The sequence below is a fragment of the Ferroplasma acidiphilum genome (genome assembly GCF_002078355.1).
GTDB lineage: Archaea > Thermoplasmatota > Thermoplasmata > Thermoplasmatales > Thermoplasmataceae > Ferroplasma > Ferroplasma acidiphilum.
This window is the reverse complement of the sequence record NZ_CP015363.1, coordinates 1,271,177-1,290,662: the sequence shown is the minus strand read 5'-3', so window position 1 is coordinate 1,290,662 and position 19,486 is coordinate 1,271,177. Positions and strand designations below refer to the sequence as shown.

General features: G+C 38.3%; 21 protein-coding genes. 7 read left to right on the top strand and 14 right to left on the bottom strand.

The features are described from left to right. Positions 1-18: 18 nt before the first annotated feature. On the top strand, positions 19-1,563 hold the full coding sequence (locus fad_RS06380; protein ID WP_081142768.1) for a thermopsin: 1,545 nt from the start codon (positions 19-21) through the stop codon (positions 1,561-1,563). 22 nt (positions 1,564-1,585) lie between these two features. Here fad_RS06380 and fad_RS06375 read toward each other — a convergent pair whose 3' ends face one another. Together fad_RS06375 and fad_RS06370 are read right to left on the bottom strand one after the other, a co-directional pair. Further along, the gene (locus fad_RS06375) at positions 1,586-1,822 is read right to left on the bottom strand and encodes a biotin/lipoyl-containing protein (protein WP_009886395.1); all 237 of its coding nucleotides are present in this window, start codon (positions 1,820-1,822) and stop codon (positions 1,586-1,588) included. Further along, positions 1,819-3,846: an alpha-ketoacid dehydrogenase subunit alpha/beta gene (locus tag fad_RS06370; RefSeq protein ID WP_081142764.1), complete on the bottom strand. Its 2,028-nt coding sequence runs from the start codon at positions 3,844-3,846 to the stop codon at positions 1,819-1,821. The genes fad_RS06375 and fad_RS06370 overlap by 4 nt, the downstream gene beginning before the upstream one ends. A 97-nt stretch (positions 3,847-3,943) precedes the next feature. On the opposite strand from fad_RS06370, the gene fad_RS06365 reads away from it, so the two are divergent. Continuing rightward, positions 3,944-4,342, top strand: a complete 399-nt coding sequence (locus tag fad_RS06365) for a hypothetical protein (protein WP_009886393.1) — start codon at positions 3,944-3,946, stop codon at positions 4,340-4,342. On the opposite strand, the gene fad_RS09310 is transcribed toward fad_RS06365, so the two are convergent. Next, the gene (locus fad_RS09310; protein ID WP_155951134.1) at positions 4,339-4,491 is read right to left on the bottom strand and encodes a hypothetical protein; all 153 of its coding nucleotides are present in this window, start codon (positions 4,489-4,491) and stop codon (positions 4,339-4,341) included. The two genes, fad_RS06365 and fad_RS09310, sit on opposite strands and share 4 nt — an antisense overlap. A gap of 106 nt (positions 4,492-4,597) precedes the next feature. Here fad_RS09310 and fad_RS06360 point away from each other — a divergent pair, with 106 nt between their 5' ends. After that, positions 4,598-5,962 (top strand): APC family permease, encoded by a 1,365-nt coding sequence (locus tag fad_RS06360; protein ID WP_081142762.1) that lies wholly within the window; start codon positions 4,598-4,600, stop codon positions 5,960-5,962. A 79-nt stretch (positions 5,963-6,041) separates the two neighbouring features. Beyond that, positions 6,042-7,220: an NADP-dependent isocitrate dehydrogenase gene (locus tag fad_RS06355; RefSeq protein ID WP_081142760.1), complete on the top strand. Its 1,179-nt coding sequence runs from the start codon at positions 6,042-6,044 to the stop codon at positions 7,218-7,220. Positions 7,221-7,227: 7 nt separating this feature from the next. Here the strand turns inward: fad_RS06355 and fad_RS06350 are convergent, their stop codons facing one another. Next, a complete protein-coding gene (locus fad_RS06350; protein ID WP_081142759.1) occupies positions 7,228-7,470 on the bottom strand; it encodes a hypothetical protein in 243 nt (80 codons plus the stop codon). Between the two features lie 249 nt (positions 7,471-7,719). Here fad_RS06350 and fad_RS06345 point away from each other — a divergent pair, with 249 nt between their 5' ends. Then, positions 7,720-9,414 carry an APC family permease gene (locus fad_RS06345; RefSeq protein ID WP_236940560.1) on the top strand — a complete coding sequence of 565 codons (1,695 nt, stop codon included), beginning with the start codon at positions 7,720-7,722 and terminating at the stop codon, positions 9,412-9,414. 15 nt (positions 9,415-9,429) lie between these two features. On the opposite strand, the gene fad_RS06340 is transcribed toward fad_RS06345, so the two are convergent. The 7 genes from fad_RS06340 to fad_RS06310 form a co-directional block, all read right to left on the bottom strand. After that, entirely contained in the window at positions 9,430-10,494 is a 1,065-nt protein-coding gene (locus tag fad_RS06340; RefSeq protein WP_081142757.1) for a cobalt-precorrin-5B (C(1))-methyltransferase, read from the bottom strand. Beyond that, a complete protein-coding gene (locus tag fad_RS06335) occupies positions 10,484-11,083 on the bottom strand; it encodes a precorrin-8X methylmutase (protein WP_081142755.1) in 600 nt (199 codons plus the stop codon). Before fad_RS06335 ends, fad_RS06340 begins: the two co-directional genes overlap by 11 nt. A gap of 3 nt (positions 11,084-11,086) precedes the next feature. After that, positions 11,087-11,839, bottom strand: a complete 753-nt coding sequence (cobK, locus tag fad_RS06330) for a precorrin-6A reductase (RefSeq protein ID WP_081142753.1) — start codon at positions 11,837-11,839, stop codon at positions 11,087-11,089. 8 nt (positions 11,840-11,847) lie between these two features. After that, positions 11,848-12,036 carry a hypothetical protein gene (locus fad_RS06325; protein WP_236940559.1) on the bottom strand — a complete coding sequence of 63 codons (189 nt, stop codon included), beginning with the start codon at positions 12,034-12,036 and terminating at the stop codon, positions 11,848-11,850. Positions 12,037-12,265: 229 nt separating this feature from the next. Continuing rightward, the gene (locus fad_RS06320; protein ID WP_081142749.1) at positions 12,266-12,763 is read right to left on the bottom strand and encodes a PadR family transcriptional regulator; all 498 of its coding nucleotides are present in this window, start codon (positions 12,761-12,763) and stop codon (positions 12,266-12,268) included. 29 nt (positions 12,764-12,792) lie between these two features. Further along, positions 12,793-14,151: a COG1361 family protein gene (locus fad_RS06315; RefSeq protein ID WP_081142747.1), complete on the bottom strand. Its 1,359-nt coding sequence runs from the start codon at positions 14,149-14,151 to the stop codon at positions 12,793-12,795. Beyond that, positions 14,138-15,604, bottom strand: coding sequence for an MFS transporter (locus fad_RS06310; protein ID WP_081142745.1), 1,467 nt, complete (start codon positions 15,602-15,604; stop codon positions 14,138-14,140). Before fad_RS06310 ends, fad_RS06315 begins: the two co-directional genes overlap by 14 nt. Positions 15,605-15,671: 67 nt before the next feature. Here fad_RS06310 and fad_RS06305 point away from each other — a divergent pair, with 67 nt between their 5' ends. Next, a complete protein-coding gene (locus fad_RS06305; RefSeq protein ID WP_081142743.1) occupies positions 15,672-16,421 on the top strand; it encodes an enoyl-CoA hydratase/isomerase family protein in 750 nt (249 codons plus the stop codon). Between the two features lie 42 nt (positions 16,422-16,463). On the opposite strand, the gene sdx is transcribed toward fad_RS06305, so the two are convergent. Beyond that, positions 16,464-16,799 (bottom strand): sulredoxin, encoded by a 336-nt coding sequence (gene sdx, locus fad_RS06300; protein WP_081142741.1) that lies wholly within the window; start codon positions 16,797-16,799, stop codon positions 16,464-16,466. A 115-nt stretch (positions 16,800-16,914) separates the two neighbouring features. Here sdx and fad_RS06295 point away from each other — a divergent pair, with 115 nt between their 5' ends. Further along, entirely contained in the window at positions 16,915-17,292 is a 378-nt protein-coding gene (locus fad_RS06295) for a DUF302 domain-containing protein (RefSeq protein ID WP_081142739.1), read from the top strand. 514 nt (positions 17,293-17,806) lie between these two features. Here the strand turns inward: fad_RS06295 and fad_RS06290 are convergent. Together fad_RS06290 and fad_RS06285 are read right to left on the bottom strand one after the other, a co-directional pair. Then, a complete protein-coding gene (locus fad_RS06290; protein ID WP_081142737.1) occupies positions 17,807-18,172 on the bottom strand; it encodes a hypothetical protein in 366 nt (121 codons plus the stop codon). Positions 18,173-18,475: 303 nt separating this feature from the next. Beyond that, positions 18,476-19,444, bottom strand: a complete 969-nt coding sequence (locus fad_RS06285) for an MBL fold metallo-hydrolase (protein WP_081142735.1) — start codon at positions 19,442-19,444, stop codon at positions 18,476-18,478. Between the last annotated feature and the right edge of the window lie 42 nt (positions 19,445-19,486).

Genomic DNA, 19,486 nt, shown 5'->3' with positions numbered 1-19,486 from the left:
TGGTATATTATTAAACTAATGAATAAATTCGCTATTGTTTTCATTTCAATTATTATGGTTCTCTCTGTATATGGTGGGATTTACATGAACAATGGCACTAATGCACATTTAAACAATCCGGGTGTTTCGCCAGCCACGGTAAATCCAGAGTACCATTATTCAAAAGAACCGGCTCCTATGGGCATTGCTGATTATGGAATTGGGCCCGGTGGAACCTCCAGTTCCTTCAATTCAACAGCATTCACAGGTATTGTCAACATCACAGATTTAAAAACCTACAATGCGTCTATTTCCATTTGCCCTGATAATATGGGAATACAGTTAAATTTGATTTATAGCTTTCAAAACGGGAATTCTACCTATTATTACTGGGTTCAAAATGTGGCTGTGCTGAACACTTCCAATCGGCAGGTGGTGTTTGTAGACAATGTCTGGAATTTTACATCTACAAATGCAGAAATGCATAACAGTACAATGCATGGCAATGGGACATTAATGAACAGCAGTTCCGCGCACCTTTACTATTTTGCATCCGATAACGGCACATTCAGGTCTTTCAGTTATAGCAATATCAAGCTGAGAAGCGTATCCTATACAGCAAGCGGATACCCACACATATATATGGAGTATAATGATGGAAATGGATGGAAAACCTATGATACCTTAAATTTCACCTTCGCTTCCAGTGTGTCCCACAACTACGGGTTCATAGTTAACGGGCAAAACCTTCTTCCCAATAATTTATATGCTGATGCGGGCTTAATTCTGGGCGGTCCGGGAAACTCAACCAATACCAGAGTTATACAGGCAAATCTTACAATGGGCCTTGAATACTGGAACGGGCATAATTACCAGGCTGTATCCAACGCTTACAACCACGGAAGCGATACGGCAGAAGGCGTTTGTAATGTATCGGTATCCTATAATTCTGCATCCATGATTCCCATGGCACACATAGAAACAGGAAATACTACCCCCGGCGAATTGTATAATTCAAGCAATGTGGCGGTATTTAACTTTAAGAGTACTGTTAAGAATACTTATATAAAGTTAAATGGAAGCAGATATAATTTTACGGGGCAATATCTAAATTTAACCCTAAATCCCGGAACGTATAACTTTACATTATTTTCCAAATACGGGCAGCCAGTTTATAGCAGGAATTATACTTTATCGGCTGGAGGATATTATAGTTATACCTCCGGCCCATCATACAATGTTACCTTTACAGAGAAGGGTTTGGCTGCCGGTACTGAATGGGGCGTGCAGGTCAATGGTAATGCACTGTATTCAACTGGCAATAACATTACATTCGTTCTGTACAACGGCACGTATAATTATACCATTCCTTCGGTAGCCGGTTATTCAATAACAGGTGGCTCAGGCAATTTTACCGTAAATGGTGCAGATAACAGTATAAATATAACCTTCGTACAGAATCCCTCCCCTGTAACATTGTATAATTATATACAGGATTATAAAATAATTATAACTATTGTAATAATTGGAATTGTTGCTCTAATTGCAATCGCCGCAATAAGGTCAGAGCATAATAAAAAATAATAATATTTTGATCAAATAATTTTTATGTTTCAACTTCCAGCAGATCATCTCCGGGAACTATCTCTGCGTTGATATCCCTAAAAATTTTTGTCACTTTACCTTTTGCCTTTCCTTCAACTTCAACGGTTACTTTGCCCGCCATAATCTGGCATACCGGGGTATCTTCCTTTATAGAATCCCCAACTTTTACATACCACTGTGTTATTATAGCTTTTCCAAGGCCCTGGACATCCCACAATTCCGGAACTTTTATTATCACTTTTTGAACATCTCCATAACTCTGTTTACAATTTTCTGTGTGTCCGGAAGCCAGTATTTCTCCATTGGCTGGCTATAGGGCACAGGCACATCAGGGGATACAATGCTTTCAGGAGCCTTATCAAGTTTCCCGAAGAGGGCATGGCTTACAGCCGATGTAATTTCCGATGCAAGCCCGAATGCAGCATAATCTTCATCAGCCACAAGCAGTGATCCGGTTTTCCCGACAGACCTTATAACAGTATCAGTATCAAGCGGCTTTATGCTTCTCAGGTCAATTACTTCAGCGTTAATTCCATTCTCTTCAAGCTCCATTGCAGCTTCCATTGCCATATGCACCGTAGCGCCTATACCGATTATTGTTATGTCTTTTCCTTCCCTGGCAATTCTGGCTTTTCCTATTGGGACAGTATATTCTTCCTCAGGTACTTCGGTCACTGTAGATTGTGGATATGGCATCCATGGCAATCCCAGAAGCCCCTTATGAAACATATAGACAACCGGGTTGTTATCTTTTATTGCAGATACCATCAACCCTTTTGCATCATAGCTGTTTGAAGGTACCACTACCTTAAGCCCGGGAAGATGCCCGAAGAGTGAATACAACGTTTGCGAATGCTGTGCTGCATCACCATAGCCGCCTCCAACAGCGGTGGTAATGACAACAGGCATATTTACAGTGCCGCCAGACATATAATGGTTTTTTGCTATCTGGTTCATTATGGGGTCAAGTGTTACGCCGACAAAATCTGAAAACATCAGCTCAACTATAGGTCGCTTCCCGGCAGCAGCGAGTCCAGCAGCCGAGCCAATAAATGCTGATTCGCTTATTGGAGTGTCCCTTATACGTTCAGCCCCAAATTTTTTAAACAGGCCGGTTGTTGCCCCAAAAATTCCGCCATATTTTCCCACATCTTCACCCATATAAAGTACATCTTTATTTCCCTCCATCTCCTGGGATATTGCCTCTGAAATTGCCATGTAAACCGGAAGTTTTCTGCCCTTTGTTGTGGGTTCTATTGAATAGTCTACAGGAGCATACACGTCATCCATGGAGTCGCTTCCCACCGGAAGAGGGCTGTCTTCTGCAAATGCAAATGCCTGGCTTATTTCTTCCATAGCCGAATTATTTATCCTGTCGTCTTCGTCCTTTGAGATAATGCCCTTCTTAAGCAGGTCGGATTCCATTATCTTTATGGGGTCTTTTGCAAGAAGTTCCTTTACCTGGTTCTTTGGCCTGTATACTTCAGGATCACCTTCGAAATGCCCGTAGTACCTGTATGTATCAATAGCAATAAGGGTAGGCCCTTCCCCGCTCCTTGCCCTCTTAACAGCTTTTTCTGCCGCTTTATACATTTTTACAGGGTCATTATTTTCTATATAAACTCCTGGCATTCCAAAACCATCGGCTCTTATAGCATCATTTTTAATGGGTGTAGAATCCTTTGTTTCCACAGATATTGCCCAATCATTGTTTTCTATTACAAAAATTACGGGAAGTTTCCATAATGATGCAAGATTTAATGATTCAAGGAACATACCCTGGTTTAATGAACCATCACCTCCAAATGCCACTGCAATGCTGTCTTTACCATCGAGTTTCGATGCCAGGGCTGCTCCAAGTGCAGGGGGAAAAGATGAACCTACAATTCCGGCACAGGCGAAATTAACCTTTTTATCAAAAATATGCATATGCCCACCTTTTCCTTTGCTTAACCCACCATGCTTTCCCATTATCTCCGCAGTCATCCTGTTCAGGTCTACTCCCTTAGCTATGGCAGTATGGTGTGGCCTGTGTGTGCTGTAAACAAAATCATCATTCCTTAGCAAAACCGACATCCATGCAGCCGACGGTTCCTGGCCAGCCGAAAGATGCATTTCACCGGGAATCTTCCCGGCTGCAATGTTAAATAGTGGTTTTTTATCGCTGAGATAGATATCGCGCAATTTTTCTTCATATTTTCTGATCTTTATCATAGTAGAATATATCGTTATTAAATCTTCATTTTCTTCACTTTTTTCCAAAAAATCACCTAAAATATAACCTTATATGTATATATAAGCGTTGGCATTGAAACATATGTGCGGTAAAAATTGATATATATTATATACATCCCATCACATGGAATTTAAAAAAGAAATAGAGGTCAACTCGGACAGAGAGGATATCTGGGAACTTATAAAGGACTATAAAAGAATTCCTGAATTCTGGCATGGCACCAGAAGCATTGAAAAAGAAGGAAATTACTATATGGTACAGTTTGCCTTTCCTGGAAAGGGGAAAATGCAGCTCAAAGAAGATGAAGATAATTTCATATTAAGTGAGAATTACTTAAAAGGGCCATTCACTGGAGAAAAAACAACGCAGCTCTACGGTAATGATCCTGTAAAAATAGTGTCTGTATGGAATATAAAACTTTCACCGATGCTGAGGGCATTCTCAAACAAATTACAGGGGCATTTTGAACAGGGGACGGAGGACGCATTGAAGCGCATAAAGGATTATTTTGAATCATCCTAGAGCTTAAAATCCATATCATATTTGTGCTTTATAAATCCCTGGCAGCAGTCAAGGAATACTGTATGCCCGCACACAGGGCACGCAGAATAATGCCTGTAATTATAACAGCTATCGCATTTGCAGCTTTCATCCATACAATCTTCGCACATGTGTTATTAATTAGACTTTATTATTAAATTTTTTCTCTCTTATACCCCTATTACAATACCTCTTAGAATCAACATATTGATTTATGAAAGGGCAATATTGCGTTACATGGAAACATATGGCCTAAAAAGGATTCTTGGATTGCGGTCAGCCATAATTATTAATTTAGGGGCGATAATTGGCGCAGGTATATTCGTAATTATAGGCATCGCTGCGGGGAAGGCCGGCCCGGCAATTATAATTTCTATCTTTGTTTCAGCAATCATAGCTATATTTACGGGGCTGAGTTTTTCTGAAATAGCCCAGCACATATCCAAAGAAGGCGGCGTTTATGAGTACGCAAAAGAATCATTTGCCCCATCGGCCGGATTTATAGGCGGAACAATGTGGACATTCTCCAATATGATTGCCATTTCAGCAGTATCATTGAGCACGGGCAGTTACATTAACTCCCTTTTTCATCTTCATATAGATCTCATAGTTTTTGGAATTCCTATAATCATAATGTTTGCAATCCTGAATATGCTTGGCATAAAGAATTCTGCAAAGACCTTATCTATTCTTGTCGGGATAAATATCGCAATACTGATTATTTTTGTAGTTTCCGGCTTATTTTATTTTAAATTAACAGATTTTTCTAATTTCGACCCTCACGGATTTACCGGGATAATGGAGGGTTCTGCCCTGATATTTTTCGCTTTTACAGGATTTTCCCGGATAACAACTATTGGAGATGAAGTTAAGAATCCTGAAAAAAATATACCGAAAGCCATTATCATTTCCATAATTATATCATCTGCCCTTTATTCTATTGTAGCTGTAGTGGCAATAGGATTAATTCCATCATCCAATCTTGCATCAGCTTCAGCGCCCCTCTCAGCCGCAATAGCAGTTTTGGACAATCCCTATATTCTTATAATTGTAGCTATAGGGGGAATCACTGCAACTGCCGGTGTAGTATTAACAGGCATACTGGGTACCAGCAGGGTGCTCTACGCGATGGGAAGGGATAGGGAAATACCCGGTACCTTCGGCAGGATAGATAAATTTGGGACGCCTCTTTATTCCATATTGCTTTCTATGGCGATTAGCTTATTATTCGTTTATTTTGTTGGCTTTGCAACAATAATAGAAGCGTCAAATGTATCCGTGCTCATAGCATATTCAATAATAGATTTTTCAGCAATAATGCTCTGGAGAAAGGTAAAAAGAGAAAATCCCAAACATATGAGGGAACAGAAGTATTTTTTTATCATACCACTGATAGGCATGGCTACAATATTCATTACGATCAGTTATCTTGGCCTTCATGCAATAGAAATAAGCCTTGCAGTTCTGGCGCTGGTTTCAGGTATTTATGGCATAAAGCATGTCATGGAATCCGGAGGCTACATCAGGAAAGCGAAACAAATAATTCCAGGATATAGCAAAGTAAGGTTGTTTGGCAGGAGCAGGCAACAAATTAAAAAATGAGTATGTGTTTAAAGCAATTCAACTGATTGGTAATAACAGAAATATTAATAATTCATATGATAATTATACATAGGTTTTTATGGCAAAAATAACATTTGAAAATGGAAAGTGGAAAGTGCCCGATAATCCGACAATTCTGTACACAGACGGTGATGGCATAGGCCCAGAAATCATGGATGTAACGAGGAAAGTTGTGGATGCTGCAGTTAAAAAGGCATACAAAAATAAAAAAATAGAGTGGAAAGAAATTCTTGTAGGGGACAAAGCACTGAAAGAGAAAAATGATCGTTTCCCGGAAGAATCACAGGAGGCAATAAAACAATACCGTGTACTGTTAAAATCGCCGCTTGGAACACCTATAGGTACTGGTTTTAAGTCAATCAATGTAAGGATAAGAGTTATGCTCGACCTTTATTCAAATATAAGGCCTGTTAGTTTTATGAAAGGTTTAGAAAGCCCACTCAAACACCCCGAAAATGTAAATTTAACCATATTCAGGGAAAATACAGATGACCTTTACACCGGAATTGAGTATAAGTATGACAGCAAAGAGGCTGCTGAAATTAGAAAATTTTTCAAAGACAAATTACAGGTTGATATAAGCGATGATTCCGGAATTGGAATAAAGCCTATGAGCAAATATAAAACCCAGAGAATCACAAGGGCAGCTGCAAAATTTGCAATTGAAAACAACAAAAAGAAGATCACCATAATGCATAAGGGAAATGTAATGAAATATACTGAAGGTGCATTCAGGGAATGGGCATACGAAACCCTTCAAAACGAATTCGGCAATTATACATCAACCGATGATTCAAGTAAAATACTTGTAAATGACATGATAGCTGATAATATGTTCCAGCAGATAATAACAAGGCCTGAAAACTATGAAGTGATATTAGCTCCAAATATAGATGGGGATTATATTTCTGATGCAGCAGGTGCATTAATAGGAAATATCGGGACTCTAGGCGGCGCAAATGTTGGAGACGATGCAGGAATGTTTGAAGCAGTGCATGGAACCGCACCGAAATATGCAGGGCAGAATGTAGCAGACCCGCTGGGATTGATAAGAGGAGCGCAGCTTATGATTAAATACCTGAACTGGCACGAAGCATTTGATGTGATAGAAAAAGCTATAGGGGAAGCTATAGAGACAAAGAAAGTCACAAAGGACCTTGCTAAATTCTTTGATGTTCCGGCAATGGGGACAAAGGAATTTGGTGACTCGCTTGTGAAAATTATAGATGGGCTTTAAGCCATATTTATAATTCCCTATTCATTTTTTCTATAGATTTTTTATAATTATAAAGTAAGACCAATTCAACCAGGAACAGGAACCCGGCTATAGCAAGTACCGTTAAAGTATCATTTAGGCCTATGCCAATTTTCAGATTCAAATATCCTGTAGCGATTTTTATTATAATCACCGTTACCCCATAGGAAAATAATAGTTTTCGGTGTTTCCACGTAAACCGCTCATAGTCAGCCTGGCTTAATACGGTCATTATAACTCATATTTTTACACTATATAAATAATATTACTCATATCTATTATGGGCTTTCGAATTATTTGCAGAATAAATTTATCTCTATACTATGATACAATGTATAAATATGTAAATTTTATATGAAAAAATCTTTGAGTATTTATCAATGATTTTATGTATGTCGAAATTAATTTCATTTTTATAAAAAAAATAACGAAATTCATAATTTTGACGAAAGTATTAAATAAGCTCCCTGTATCTATTGTTATGCAAGATGTAGATAATAAAGTTTTGGGAAAGCGTACCAAAACTGGAATGAGACGGGGAATGAGCACACATGAAGCCATTATGTTTGGAGTGGGCGGAGCAGTAGGTTCCGGTATACTATTCGCAGCTGCAGGTGGAACAGGATATGCTGGCCCCGCAATTATAATATCATGGATTATTGCCGCGATTTTCATTATCCTGGTAACACTTCCATTTGCTGAATATGCAGCAATGTTTCCCAGATCGGGTATAAGTGCAAGGGTAGCATATTACTCATACGGTTCATATGGAGGATTTATGTCAGGTTGGGGGCTTCTTATCTGGGCTGCAACAATACCTGCTATAGAAGCTGTTGCAGTATCAACATATGCATCTTTATATTTCCCATTCCTGTATGATTCCACAACGGGAGTCCTTACAGGCTATGGAATACTGCTGGCAATTCTGCTTCTGCTGGGATTCTTTGCATTGAATATGGTGGGCATTGCCAGATTCGGAAAATTCAATAAAGTTCTAACATGGGTAAAGATTGGGGTAGTTGTTGCGTTTATCGTAATACTTCCAATGTTTATATGGCACTGGGGCAATTTCACATCTGGCCTCGTAGGAGCGAGCAGTGCAGGAGGATTTGCTGGATTCATGCCATCAGTTGGCGGTTTATTCATCGCAATCCCTGCCTCTGGAATATTATTTTCCTTTGGCGGTTACAGGCAGGTAGCTGATATGGCAGGGGAAGTGAAAAACCCGGGCAAGACAATGCCTAAAATTATAGGAACAGTACTGGCAGTACAATCACTTTTATATATTGCAATGGCAGTGGTAATAGTAGGGACAGTTAGCTGGGCAGGATTTGGAATACAGACAGGAGATTGGAGTTTTGTAGCGGCCCTGGGATCTCCACTTTCCTCTATTATACATGCTAATATAATTCCAGGAATGACCGTAGCTGAAGCAGACCTCCTTGGTGGAATGGTAGTTGTATTCTTCTTATTTGCCATATTCTCGCCTGGAGGCACCCTTGGAGTATACCTGACAGGAGCAAGCAGAATTATATTTGGGTATTCAGAAGAGGATGCACTGCCTAAAGGATTTAGAAAAACAACAAAACACGGTGCACCTTACTTTGCATTGATACTCGCACTGGTCCTAGCAATTATATTCCTTCTTCCGTTGCCTTCATGGTATGCACTCGTTGATTTCGTGGTAGTCGCGGCAGTGGCAAACTTTGCGGTGGCATCAATTTCACTTCCTGTACTGAGAAGATTGTATCCAAATGTGGAAAGGCCATTTAAAATCCCGCACCCTATGGCATGGGCCTTTGTCTCATTTGAAGTTGCAACTTTCTTAATCTACTGGGCAACATTCCCAACAACACTTTACGCACTTGGCGCCGTGCTTGCAGGTTCAGTTGTATTCATATACCAGGCCAGCAGAAAGCATTTTATGGGACTGAATATTCGCAACTCTGTTTGGATACCTGTATACATAGCAGGAATGATAATCCTCTCCTATGTAGGCGGAACACCAACCGGAGGGTTGAACATAATAGCATATCCATTTGACTATGTGGTTCTTGCAATATATGCTGCAATATTCTTCGTGATAGGATTAAAGAGTGCACCGAAAGAGGCTTTAATATCCGCTGATGCGTTGCTTGACACCACAAAAGAAGTGGATGTTGAGGGCGAATACTAATATTTTTTTAAATTATCAATATTCATTTTTTATAATTTCTATATCTACTTTAATTTTGTTTCCTGTAATTTGATTGATGTTTTCTATGGATCTTTCCTTAATGGCATCCAGGAATATACTATCATAGTTTATTATCTCCATTACATTCAATACAGTATTTGCATGGCTTATTCTGGAAATAATTTCATCCGGGTATCCTATTTTTTTCCCGATAGATGCCAGAAAATCAAAATTGACGGAACTCTTTGAAGAATGAAGGTCCATATTGTTATCTGCCAGTTTTGATATTTTTCCGGGCATTCCTGCAATTATAAGATTCCTGATTCCTGTGTCCACCGCCCGTTTTACAGAAAAGCCAAGGAAATCACCGATTTCTATGAACTGTTCTTCCTTAAAATCCTGGAAAATTTTATGGACTGCAGTGTCACTTCTTCCACCGGTACTGAAAACCAGAGTATCCATACCCAGGCGGGAAGCAACCCTGATTCCCAGCACTATTGAGGCTTTCCATGAAGAATCAGAGAACGGTATCACTATGCCCCTGGTGCCCAGTATAGAAATTCCTCCAAGAATTCCAAGCTTAGGGTTGCATGTTTTCTTTGCTACTTCAGCGCCACCGGGCACGGATATTGTGATTTTCAGCCCATGTCGAATTCCATAGGACTCCAGCACTTCTGTGGCTGCAGCACGGAGCATTTTAAGCGGAACAGGATTTATTGCTGGATTTCCGGGCTTTATTGGCAGTCCCTCTTTGGTTACCACTCCAACACCATTACCACCGGTAATTTCTATACCTGGTTTTTCTGAATATTCAACTCTGGAATAAATATACAGGCCTGTGGTAACGTCCGGGTCATCCCCCCCATCTTTCTTTACCGATGCTATGCAATAATTTTCATATATTTCGGGATTTTCAATTAAAAAGCGGGCAGTTTTTTTAGCCGGCAGGTTAATCTCAACATAATCAACAGTTTTCCCTGTAACCATCATGATCAATGCTGCCCTGGTAGCAGCCGTTGCACAGGCTCCGGTGGTATAACCGTACCTCAAGTTTGTCCTGTCAGGATTTTCAATATACATGTAAATACACGACCATTGCATTAAATATGGAAGCTGCCACTGCAGACCCCCCCTTATTGCTTAAATTTGTAATAAAGTTTCCCTGAAATGCCAGCAATCTGGATTTCATTTCAAGGGCGGAGACAAATCCCACCGGAACACCGATAACAAGCCTGGGAAAGCATATGCCAGCATCAATGGAATCAATCAATGCTTCCAGTGCAGTGGGAGCATCGCCTATAACATATACGGCTTCAGGATTATCCCTGCAGGCTCTGGACATAGACAGGTACGACCTTGAAATTCCGGTACGTTTTGCTTCCATTGCAATATCTTTATCCCCAATGTAGCATTTTTTATTGTTATATCTTGAAATTCCGGACATAACCATATTTATATCTGCAATGACCATAGTTCCATTCTCAATTGCAGATAAAGAATCCTCAAATGATGATGAGAATACCATGGATTTTCCAATTTCAAAATCTGCAGTGGCATGCACAACACGGGTAATTATACTGGATTTAAGGGAGTTGTCAAGCCCCATCTTTTCCTTTATAAAGGTAAAGCTCCTTCTGTAAATTTCTGCCGGGCTAAGAGTACTGGACATATTCTATTTTATTCCATAATGATTTAAAATCTTTGTTATTTCTAATGTTGTATGCCCTGTATTCTCCCAGCTATAGTTTTTCCTGGAAATAATTATTATATTAATTCCAAGGGAAAGGGCTGCCAGAATTTTGGGTTCAGCATTGAAGCCACTATCCTTTGTAATAACTGTGTCAATTCCATAATATTCCATTATTGCCCTGTCAAGGCTTTCTGTAAAGTTTCCCTCCATTGCAACAATACTGGCTCTTCTTACACCCATATCAATTAATGCTTTTATTCCATCCGGGTCAGGAAGAACGCGGAAATAGACATTATGGCTCTCAAGAAGCCCCTTATAATTTGCTATATTTCTTACCCCGGTGGTCACAAAAATATTTTTGCCTATTTTTCCGGCGAGAGCCACAGCTTTTTCATAATTATCTGCGTATATGATCCTGTTACTTTTTATTTTCACCATTTCCCTTTCAAATCTGATAAGTGGAATTCCAAGTTTTATGGATGCATTTATTGCATTTTCATGCATTGCATCTGCATATGGGTGTGACCCATCTATTATGGCATTTATATAAAGTTCCCTGCATTTTGAAATAATGGTTTCATAATCAAGTTTTCCTTGAATTGCCTGAATATTTTCCTTTTTTAACTTTTCTGCACCTTCCTCTGTGGTTGCAGTGGCTATTATCGAATAGCCATCAGATACAAGTTCTGAACCCAGTTTCCTTGAGTCAGAAGTTCCATCAAGAAGCAAAATCATATATTCCCCTACTTCTTTCCTTCCCTTATTTCTTTCTGGAATTTTTCCAGGTCTTTAAGCTTGACTTCAAGTACGAAAACACCAACATAATTGCATTCCTCGCATTTGTATACTGGCCCTGCGATGCCCCCTGCAATCCAGTTAATTCTCAGTGATCCGCATTGTGGGCATATCTTCGTTGTCCTGTATTCGTCCATATGGATTGCCATATTGAAATTATATTTAATAATTGTTAATAGGTGCCTGCACCCGCAATTTTTCACTGGTGATTAAGTTAAGCAGCGAAATCGATGGAGGTCTAACTAAATTTATTTCTCTGTAGTTGTTATGTACTTTATCCTGCCTTTAAACAGAATGTTATGGAACCCAACTATATCTGTTTACATTTATATCGCCTAAGACTTCCAGATAGCAAGAAACACCATATTATTTATTGTTGCGTAAATTTCTTTCTTTGGCACGTTCAAGCAATTCATCCATCATAGTTTTTATTAGCTCTATTCCTTCCTGATCGTTCTTCTTTCCCAGGTAGAATGCCTGGCGGATTATCTCTATTATTGGATGCCCTATATCCTTTATAATATTTTTTAATAATGTGTAATCCTCAACATCTGTAAACACATTTATATATGGAAATTCACGGTCAATGGCATCAAAAATTGCCTGGTCCCGTACTTCCTCATTGAGGTCTAGAACATTTCCCACAAATTTTTTCCCTTTTTCTGTTAAATGATAATATTTCTTCCCATTTCTAACGGAAAAATCTATGAAATTATCCGATAACAACCTGTTTAATACCGGAATCAGTGCTCCGTTTGAGATATTTTTTCCCGTTGCAGAATTATAGAGTTTTCTGGAAAGGCCGTACCCTGTCATATCTTCAAGGTTCAGGATGTAAAGTATTCTAAGGGAATAATCGTTCATATAAACCAATTTCCAGGATATTTAAATATTTATGGTTTCTTCCCGGAACCATTATTATTTTTCTCTTTAGCTTTTTTACTGCCAGCATTTTTCGATTTCCTGTTTTTCTTTCCTGTGTGCAGCACTGCTGCCCCTATTGCACCAAGAATGATAATTATAAGTGCCGCCATGCCCGCATATAGCGGTTCAGTCAATGTGTTGCTTATTTGCTGTGTTGTTGTAGGAACAATTTTCTGGTTGTAAGTGTACACTTTATTGAACGTTTCTGCAGTATTATTGAAATGATATTCTACAAGCAACTGCACAGGATAAGTTCCGGCAGCGGAGGTAGATGTATCTATTATGTAGGTTACCTTAATGCTCTGCCCTGGTTGGAGCTGTGCAAATGTTACATTATTTGCAGTAAGCGCACCAAGTGGATTTGATGATGATACGTGTATGGATAAAACACCGGGCGAAAGCATATGTATCTCAAGGTCTCTATATACCTTATTCCCCGTATTGTTCAGATAAAATGTCAGAAGCTGTTTTTTTGTATCGGAAACCAGGTTCTTATTTTCCACAGCCACTGTTAAACTTTTCTCTTCACTTCCATGTATATATGTATTGATGGTATAAACTACATTGTTAATATGGAAATATACAGGAATTGTCCCCGTAACATTTTTAGCATTTATATAAAATGTGAAATTCATCAACGTTCCGGCAGGATAGTATGCAATTGAATAATTTCCCGGTGATACAACCTTGTAATCCATGGACGTTATATTGAAATTCACATTCTTCATCGCAGATGTACCTGTATTTTCTGTATAAATTGTTAATTTAATGAATTTCTCGTTCTGATAGATTACCGGTGGATTTGTAGTATACGATATCACGCTTACATCCGGTTTCCCAACAGGAATTGTGAACACTGTGTTCCCTGACATTGTGGAATTATTATAGCTTATGTTTTCATCATAGAAAGATCCACTGGCGTTTTTACTTATATTAACCAGCTGCATTATCATATATGAGTGCCCCGCCTGAATTTCTGGAATCCGATTGTATGTACGCACGTTTTTGTCCGGGCCGTTTATGTAAGCATATGTAAATGGTGATTTATAGGCGGACAGATTCATGGACACATTAGCATTTTCAATATCTGTGTAGGATTCAAATGTGACATAAAGTGGTATGCCATTGCTTCCAGGTGATGGCAATTCAGTTGAATTAGGAGCAAACCATGATACAGAAGTTACTGTAAGCTCATTGTTTGCAACCGTTGCCGGTGCAGTTTTATTGTGTATTGCATCTCCTGAGGACATTAATCCAGATGCGCCGATAGCAAGCATTACCATAGATAAAACTATAAATCCAGTTATTAATTTTTTATACATTTTCATTATTATCACCTTTTTTCTCCACTATAAGGGTTGTTAGCAGCACTGCAAACAGGAGGAATATTATACCTGTGATGTAGGTAAAATTATAGGCTGTAGCGGATGGGAATCCATAGGTAATTGGAATAAACGGCAATCCATTGAATCTGTAGGGTATTAATCCTATTATTACCCTGACTGAATACATTGTTTCATATGTTCCGCCCAATGCAGGCGCTATTGTCATTCCAAGTTCCCTGAATACTGTGTTCATGCCTGTTGCTTCTCCGGATTTTGATTTCGGTGTTGATATCAATAGAAGATTAATGATGCCCACCAGGACAAAGGAAAAACCGGTACCCAGGACTGTTGCGGCTTCTATGATATCCAGGATAGTTGATCTGTCCAGGATCAAAAGTATAAAAGCTATAAAACTGACTGAAAGGCCGATTAATATGGAAATTTTAGGGCCACGGGCATCGGTGACCCTGGCGGCAACAGGAGCAAATACCATTGCAAGGATTGTTGCAGGAAGCATAATCAGGCCCGATGTGAAAATAGATTTTCCAAATCCGGAGGGGGCAGGGTCCTGAAGCAATGTTGGAACAGTAAAAAACAGGAAATACATGCCTGCCATGGTGAGTAGCCCGACAAAATTTGCTATTAATATATTCCTGCGTTTCAATAAATGCATATCTATGAACGCATACCTGCTTGCAAGTTCATATTTTATAAATGCGTAAAATGCAGCAATGGAAAATATGAATGAAAATAATATGAGAGGGGAGAGCCATCCATAGGTATTTCCCTCCGACAATCCGAATATGAGCATTACCAGCCCTGATGCCATTATTGCGACCCCGGCAAAGTCTATTTTTTCCTTTGCAGGCGCGGTGTTGTCTTTCAGGAAGAAATAAGATAATATGAATAATGCAAAGGCAACAGGGGCAATTGCGTGATAGGACCACTGCCAGCTATAGGCTTCTGTAATATATGCTCCGATAACCAGAGCCATGCCGGCACCTACAGCAAAGGTTGCACTCATTAATCCCTGTGCAAGGGCAAGCCTCGACCTCGGGACGACATCATTGATTATTGCGTAAGCCAGAGGGTACATGCCAAATCCAATGCCCTGAATTATCCTTATAGCTATTAACTCATCAAGGCTTGTAGCAAATCCCCCCATTGAAACAGAAATTGCATAAATTAATGAAAGAATTAAAAACACTTTTCTTTTACCGAACACATCACCAAGTTTTCCGAATATCCCTGCAGCTACTGTACCTGTAATAAGGTAAGCAGTGAGAATCCATGAGACATTGTTATATGTGGTATTAAAAAAAGTGATAAATACAGGAATAGCCGGAACAATCATTGTTTCCACATAAACAATCAACGTCCCTGCAAACGCCATCAGGGCCACTATTCTTGTAATATCACCCTTATCAATATTCTCCATATATGTCTTATTAGACATGTCTAACTAGTATAAATATATTATCAGCACTCCCAAATCTTTATTTAAATGGCTATGTTATATAACTATGCCATATAAAACCATAAAAACAGAAGAGGAAAATGGCACGGGTTTCATTTATTTTGATAGGGAAGACCACCTGAATACCATTACCGTTGAAATGATAAATGACATCTCCAGTGCATTATCTGATATGGAAAGCACATGCAGGTCAATTGTAATTGGTGGAAAAAAGAATTTCTCAGCAGGAGCAGATGTATTGCAATTTCCGGAGCTGGATCCATCAGAAGCCTATGAATTTCACAGGAAATTGAATGAACTCGCACTTTATTTCCGGGAATACACATGGCCGGTAATATCATTTTTAAATGGATACGTATTTGGCGGCGGGCTTGAACTTTCACTTTCAACTGATATAAGAGTATGCAGCAACGATGCCCAGTTAAGCCAGCCAGAAATCGGGCTGGGCATAAACGCAGGTGCAGGCGGCAATGTAATACTCCCACATGTGGTTGGAAGAAATCGGGCACTGTATATGATACTGACCGGTGCACGGTTAAATGCACAGACTGCATATGAGTTCGGGCTTGTAGACATTCTGGCAGGCAATGCACTGGAAGAAGCTACAAGACTAGGGCAAATAATCAATACCAAACCTGAAAATACTGTAAAACTGGCAAAACGTGCGGTAAACAATACTTCATCGTCACATATTAAAACTAACCTGGATTATGAGGCTGCATTATTCGGTATTTTATTTTCCGGGGAAGAAACGAAAGACAGAATAAATAATTTTATAAAAAAGAAAGAAAAATAATTTTAATTTTCATTGTTTATCTGATACTTTTCTGGTATATGGTTACTCTTCAATTTCAATAAAGTTGCCCTCTTCCCTCAGATTGTATGTTTCCAGTGTGTATTTTTCCATCGGGGTCTGGGGTGCTATAAACGGAGGCTCAACCATCTTTCCGGTATCAAGTTCAAACTTTGCATTGTGGCATGGGCATACAACATGTTTGCCATCTTCAGACACATTGCCGAGAATACATTTAAGGTGGGAACATATTCCATTGATACCGTACAGCTTTCCATTTTGCTTTGTTATGAAAACTACTTTGCCATCTCCAAGATTAATTGACACATGGTTGCCTGAGTTTTCCAGAGCTTTTATTCCCAATATTTTTCTCCATGTCATAGTTCAATATGCAATAATACAATTTATATTTTTATGGCTTCTATAGCGGGAATAAAAACATGTATTCTGTGCAATAATTCAAATAAATATTTATATCTATTAATAATAATACCTTATGTTTCTAAAATACAAAAGTGTACACACATTCGAAGAGACTGTGAAACTAGCCACTGATTTCATTAAATCGAAGGGTATAACGGTATTCTCTATAGTAGACCACAGAAAAAATGCTGATAACGCAGGATTAGAAATGCAAAATGAAACTTTAATATTATTTGGTTCTCCGGTGGTAGGCACATTATTGATGAAAGAAAACCCCGAAATCGGCATAGAGCTCCCATCGAAATTATTAATCTATTCAACAAATAGCGATGTTTATATCCTGTATAAAGACCCGGAAGAATTTTTGAAAGTATATGCAATACGTGAATCCACGGATGCAATTGAAAAACTGAAAATGTTATATAAGCAAATAGTAGAGCAGGTAATTTAATCCACCAATATTTTTTTAATTCTTAAAACAATTTAAAACTTTTCCCCGGTTTAACGGATATTAATCACGTTTCATAATTTCCTGACCCACGGGGAATTCGAAGCCCAGCCCCTGATCGGATGGTCATTGCAATGTGACACGCAATATGCTATATCCGGAGCCCATTAAAGGCCGGGTTGCCTATAGTCTTACGTCGTCATATATATTCATAAATCGTATATACTTATTTATAAGACATATCTCTATTAATTACTGCTTTTAAATGTTTTGGAAATTACTGTTACAATTATATAAAGTTTGAAAAATAATTATTTTGTATTCCTCTCCATCTTTAAAATTAATGGTGCGGCAGAAATATAATTTTTATGCACCGATTTATGAGGATAAATGCATGGAGACCGGCCGGATAACCAAAATCAATATTATAAAGAAGTGATCTAATTTCTGTATTATATGGCAGGTCCAGAGCAATATTATAAAATGATAGCAAATATATAAAAAAATTGCTGGCTTATTATGCCATAAATTTAGCAAGTCTTTGAGAGACAGATGAGGGTACCTTACCCATTGCAGACTGGATCATATTTAGATCCCTTGTTCTAATATCAGCCGGGAGTTCTGAATTTGCTTTCATTCTTAAAGCCACAAATGCTTTCAACTCGTCGTCCTCCATGCCAGATGCAATGCTGATATTTGTGGTGCAAAGCCCTATATATGTGGCATCATCCGTCTTGTTCATAGCTGTGATTAAATTTTTCATCATTTCTACCTTTTTGGAATCGTCTTCTTTAAACATATCACTGAATAATTTCATCATTGTTTCTTTTCTCTTTTCACTATCCATTTTTGCAATTGTCACTATATCTTCCATTTTTATCATTTTATAATAACTTTAAAACATAAAAAATTTTTTGTTACACATAATTCATAAATATGAAATTTACGAAACATATTTTATAATTATAGAGATAACTGGATAATGTGCTGGATATAGCAGATAAAAATTTTACTGTGTAATTTATCTTTATGAATTGCGACGTTGCACGGATTATAGTAGCAATTTGAATTAAACTGGAATTACATATATATAAACATATTCTATAATTAATAATAATCTCCTGCTATTCCAATGCCTTCGAATTATGATGATTCCTGGCATATATATGGATTAAACTATAAGAGGTTAATCCACCTGTTGGTTTGGTGGAAATTGCCCGGCAATAGAATGATATAAAATCGTTTCTCCGGAATATTTTGAATCTATCTTGCCTGTTCTTTCCATATGTACCAGATGCGCAACGGTTTCAAGTATAGCAAAATTTTTCTCCATGTTGTTCATATCATCCATTTTGCGCCCCCTGCTCCATGCTATGGAGGATGCTAGCTCAAAGGCATTTTTCCAGGTGTTTAATTCTAAGGATATTTTATACATCCTCTTTTCGTGATGCTGGATGATCTGATCAATCCTCTCTGCAAAATTGGTAAAAGTGTCCCTATGCCCCGGATATGCAATTTCAGTATCATAATTTTGAATTTTTTTGAGGCTTTCAATATACATTCCAAGGTAGTCTACATTATTTCTGTAAACACTAATATTTGGAGATATATTTTTAAGTACATGGTCGCCTGTAACCATTGCACGGATATCTTTCAGGTATATAGCAACAGAACCGGGCGAGTGCCCTGGGACATCTATGATATCTGTATCTTTCATAGCCATATTGCCTATTATGTTCAGGTTCAATGATGCATAATAGTCCATAAATTTCATGACAGGATTTCCTTCTGTTATATTACTGAATAACTCTTCTGGCACACCATTAGATATCATTAAATTTCTGTATTCACTGAAATATTCCTGCCTGTTGTCTACCATATTTTTAATTGTATCATAGTCATTTTTTGATATATATACAGGTATGTTATGATTTTTTTCCAGATAAAGGGCCCCGCCTATATGGTCTATATGCAGATGTGAAATTATACACATATCTATACGTGAAAGGTCAATAGTATTCGCAATCTGCCTGTATCCATTTTCGGACATGCCGGTATCAACAATGTAGTTATAATCTCCATTAATACTGTATACATTGGCAGTTTTCAGTGCCCTGATCTCTATGGGGACCTCTATTTTCTGAATAGAATTCATTATAGCTCATTATAAACTGTCTAATTAATAATTTCCAGTGGA

Coding starts and splice junctions, on each gene's coding strand:
- fad_RS06380 (WP_081142768.1), top strand. CDS start 19: ATGAATAAATTCGCTATTGTTTTCATTTCAATTATTATGGTTCTCTCT.
- fad_RS06365 (WP_009886393.1), top strand. CDS start 3,944: ATGGAATTTAAAAAAGAAATAGAGGTCAACTCGGACAGAGAGGATATC.
- fad_RS09310 (WP_155951134.1), bottom strand. CDS start 4,491: ATGTGCGAAGATTGTATGGATGAAAGCTGCAAATGCGATAGCTGTTAT.
- fad_RS06360 (WP_081142762.1), top strand. CDS start 4,598: ATGGAAACATATGGCCTAAAAAGGATTCTTGGATTGCGGTCAGCCATA.
- fad_RS06355 (WP_081142760.1), top strand. CDS start 6,042: ATGGCAAAAATAACATTTGAAAATGGAAAGTGGAAAGTGCCCGATAAT.
- fad_RS06350 (WP_081142759.1), bottom strand. CDS start 7,470: ATGACCGTATTAAGCCAGGCTGACTATGAGCGGTTTACGTGGAAACAC.
- fad_RS06345 (WP_236940560.1), top strand. CDS start 7,720: ATGCAAGATGTAGATAATAAAGTTTTGGGAAAGCGTACCAAAACTGGA.
- fad_RS06340 (WP_081142757.1), bottom strand. CDS start 10,494: ATGTATATTGAAAATCCTGACAGGACAAACTTGAGGTACGGTTATACC.
- fad_RS06335 (WP_081142755.1), bottom strand. CDS start 11,083: ATGTCCAGTACTCTTAGCCCGGCAGAAATTTACAGAAGGAGCTTTACC.
- cobK (WP_081142753.1), bottom strand. CDS start 11,839: ATGATTTTGCTTCTTGATGGAACTTCTGACTCAAGGAAACTGGGTTCA.
- fad_RS06325 (WP_236940559.1), bottom strand. CDS start 12,036: ATGGACGAATACAGGACAACGAAGATATGCCCACAATGCGGATCACTG.
- fad_RS06320 (WP_081142749.1), bottom strand. CDS start 12,763: ATGAACGATTATTCCCTTAGAATACTTTACATCCTGAACCTTGAAGAT.
- fad_RS06315 (WP_081142747.1), bottom strand. CDS start 14,151: ATGAAAATGTATAAAAAATTAATAACTGGATTTATAGTTTTATCTATG.
- fad_RS06310 (WP_081142745.1), bottom strand. CDS start 15,604: ATGTCTAATAAGACATATATGGAGAATATTGATAAGGGTGATATTACA.
- fad_RS06305 (WP_081142743.1), top strand. CDS start 15,672: ATGCCATATAAAACCATAAAAACAGAAGAGGAAAATGGCACGGGTTTC.
- sdx (WP_081142741.1), bottom strand. CDS start 16,799: ATGACATGGAGAAAAATATTGGGAATAAAAGCTCTGGAAAACTCAGGC.
- fad_RS06295 (WP_081142739.1), top strand. CDS start 16,915: ATGTTTCTAAAATACAAAAGTGTACACACATTCGAAGAGACTGTGAAA.
- fad_RS06290 (WP_081142737.1), bottom strand. CDS start 18,172: ATGATAAAAATGGAAGATATAGTGACAATTGCAAAAATGGATAGTGAA.
- fad_RS06285 (WP_081142735.1), bottom strand. CDS start 19,444: ATGAATTCTATTCAGAAAATAGAGGTCCCCATAGAGATCAGGGCACTG.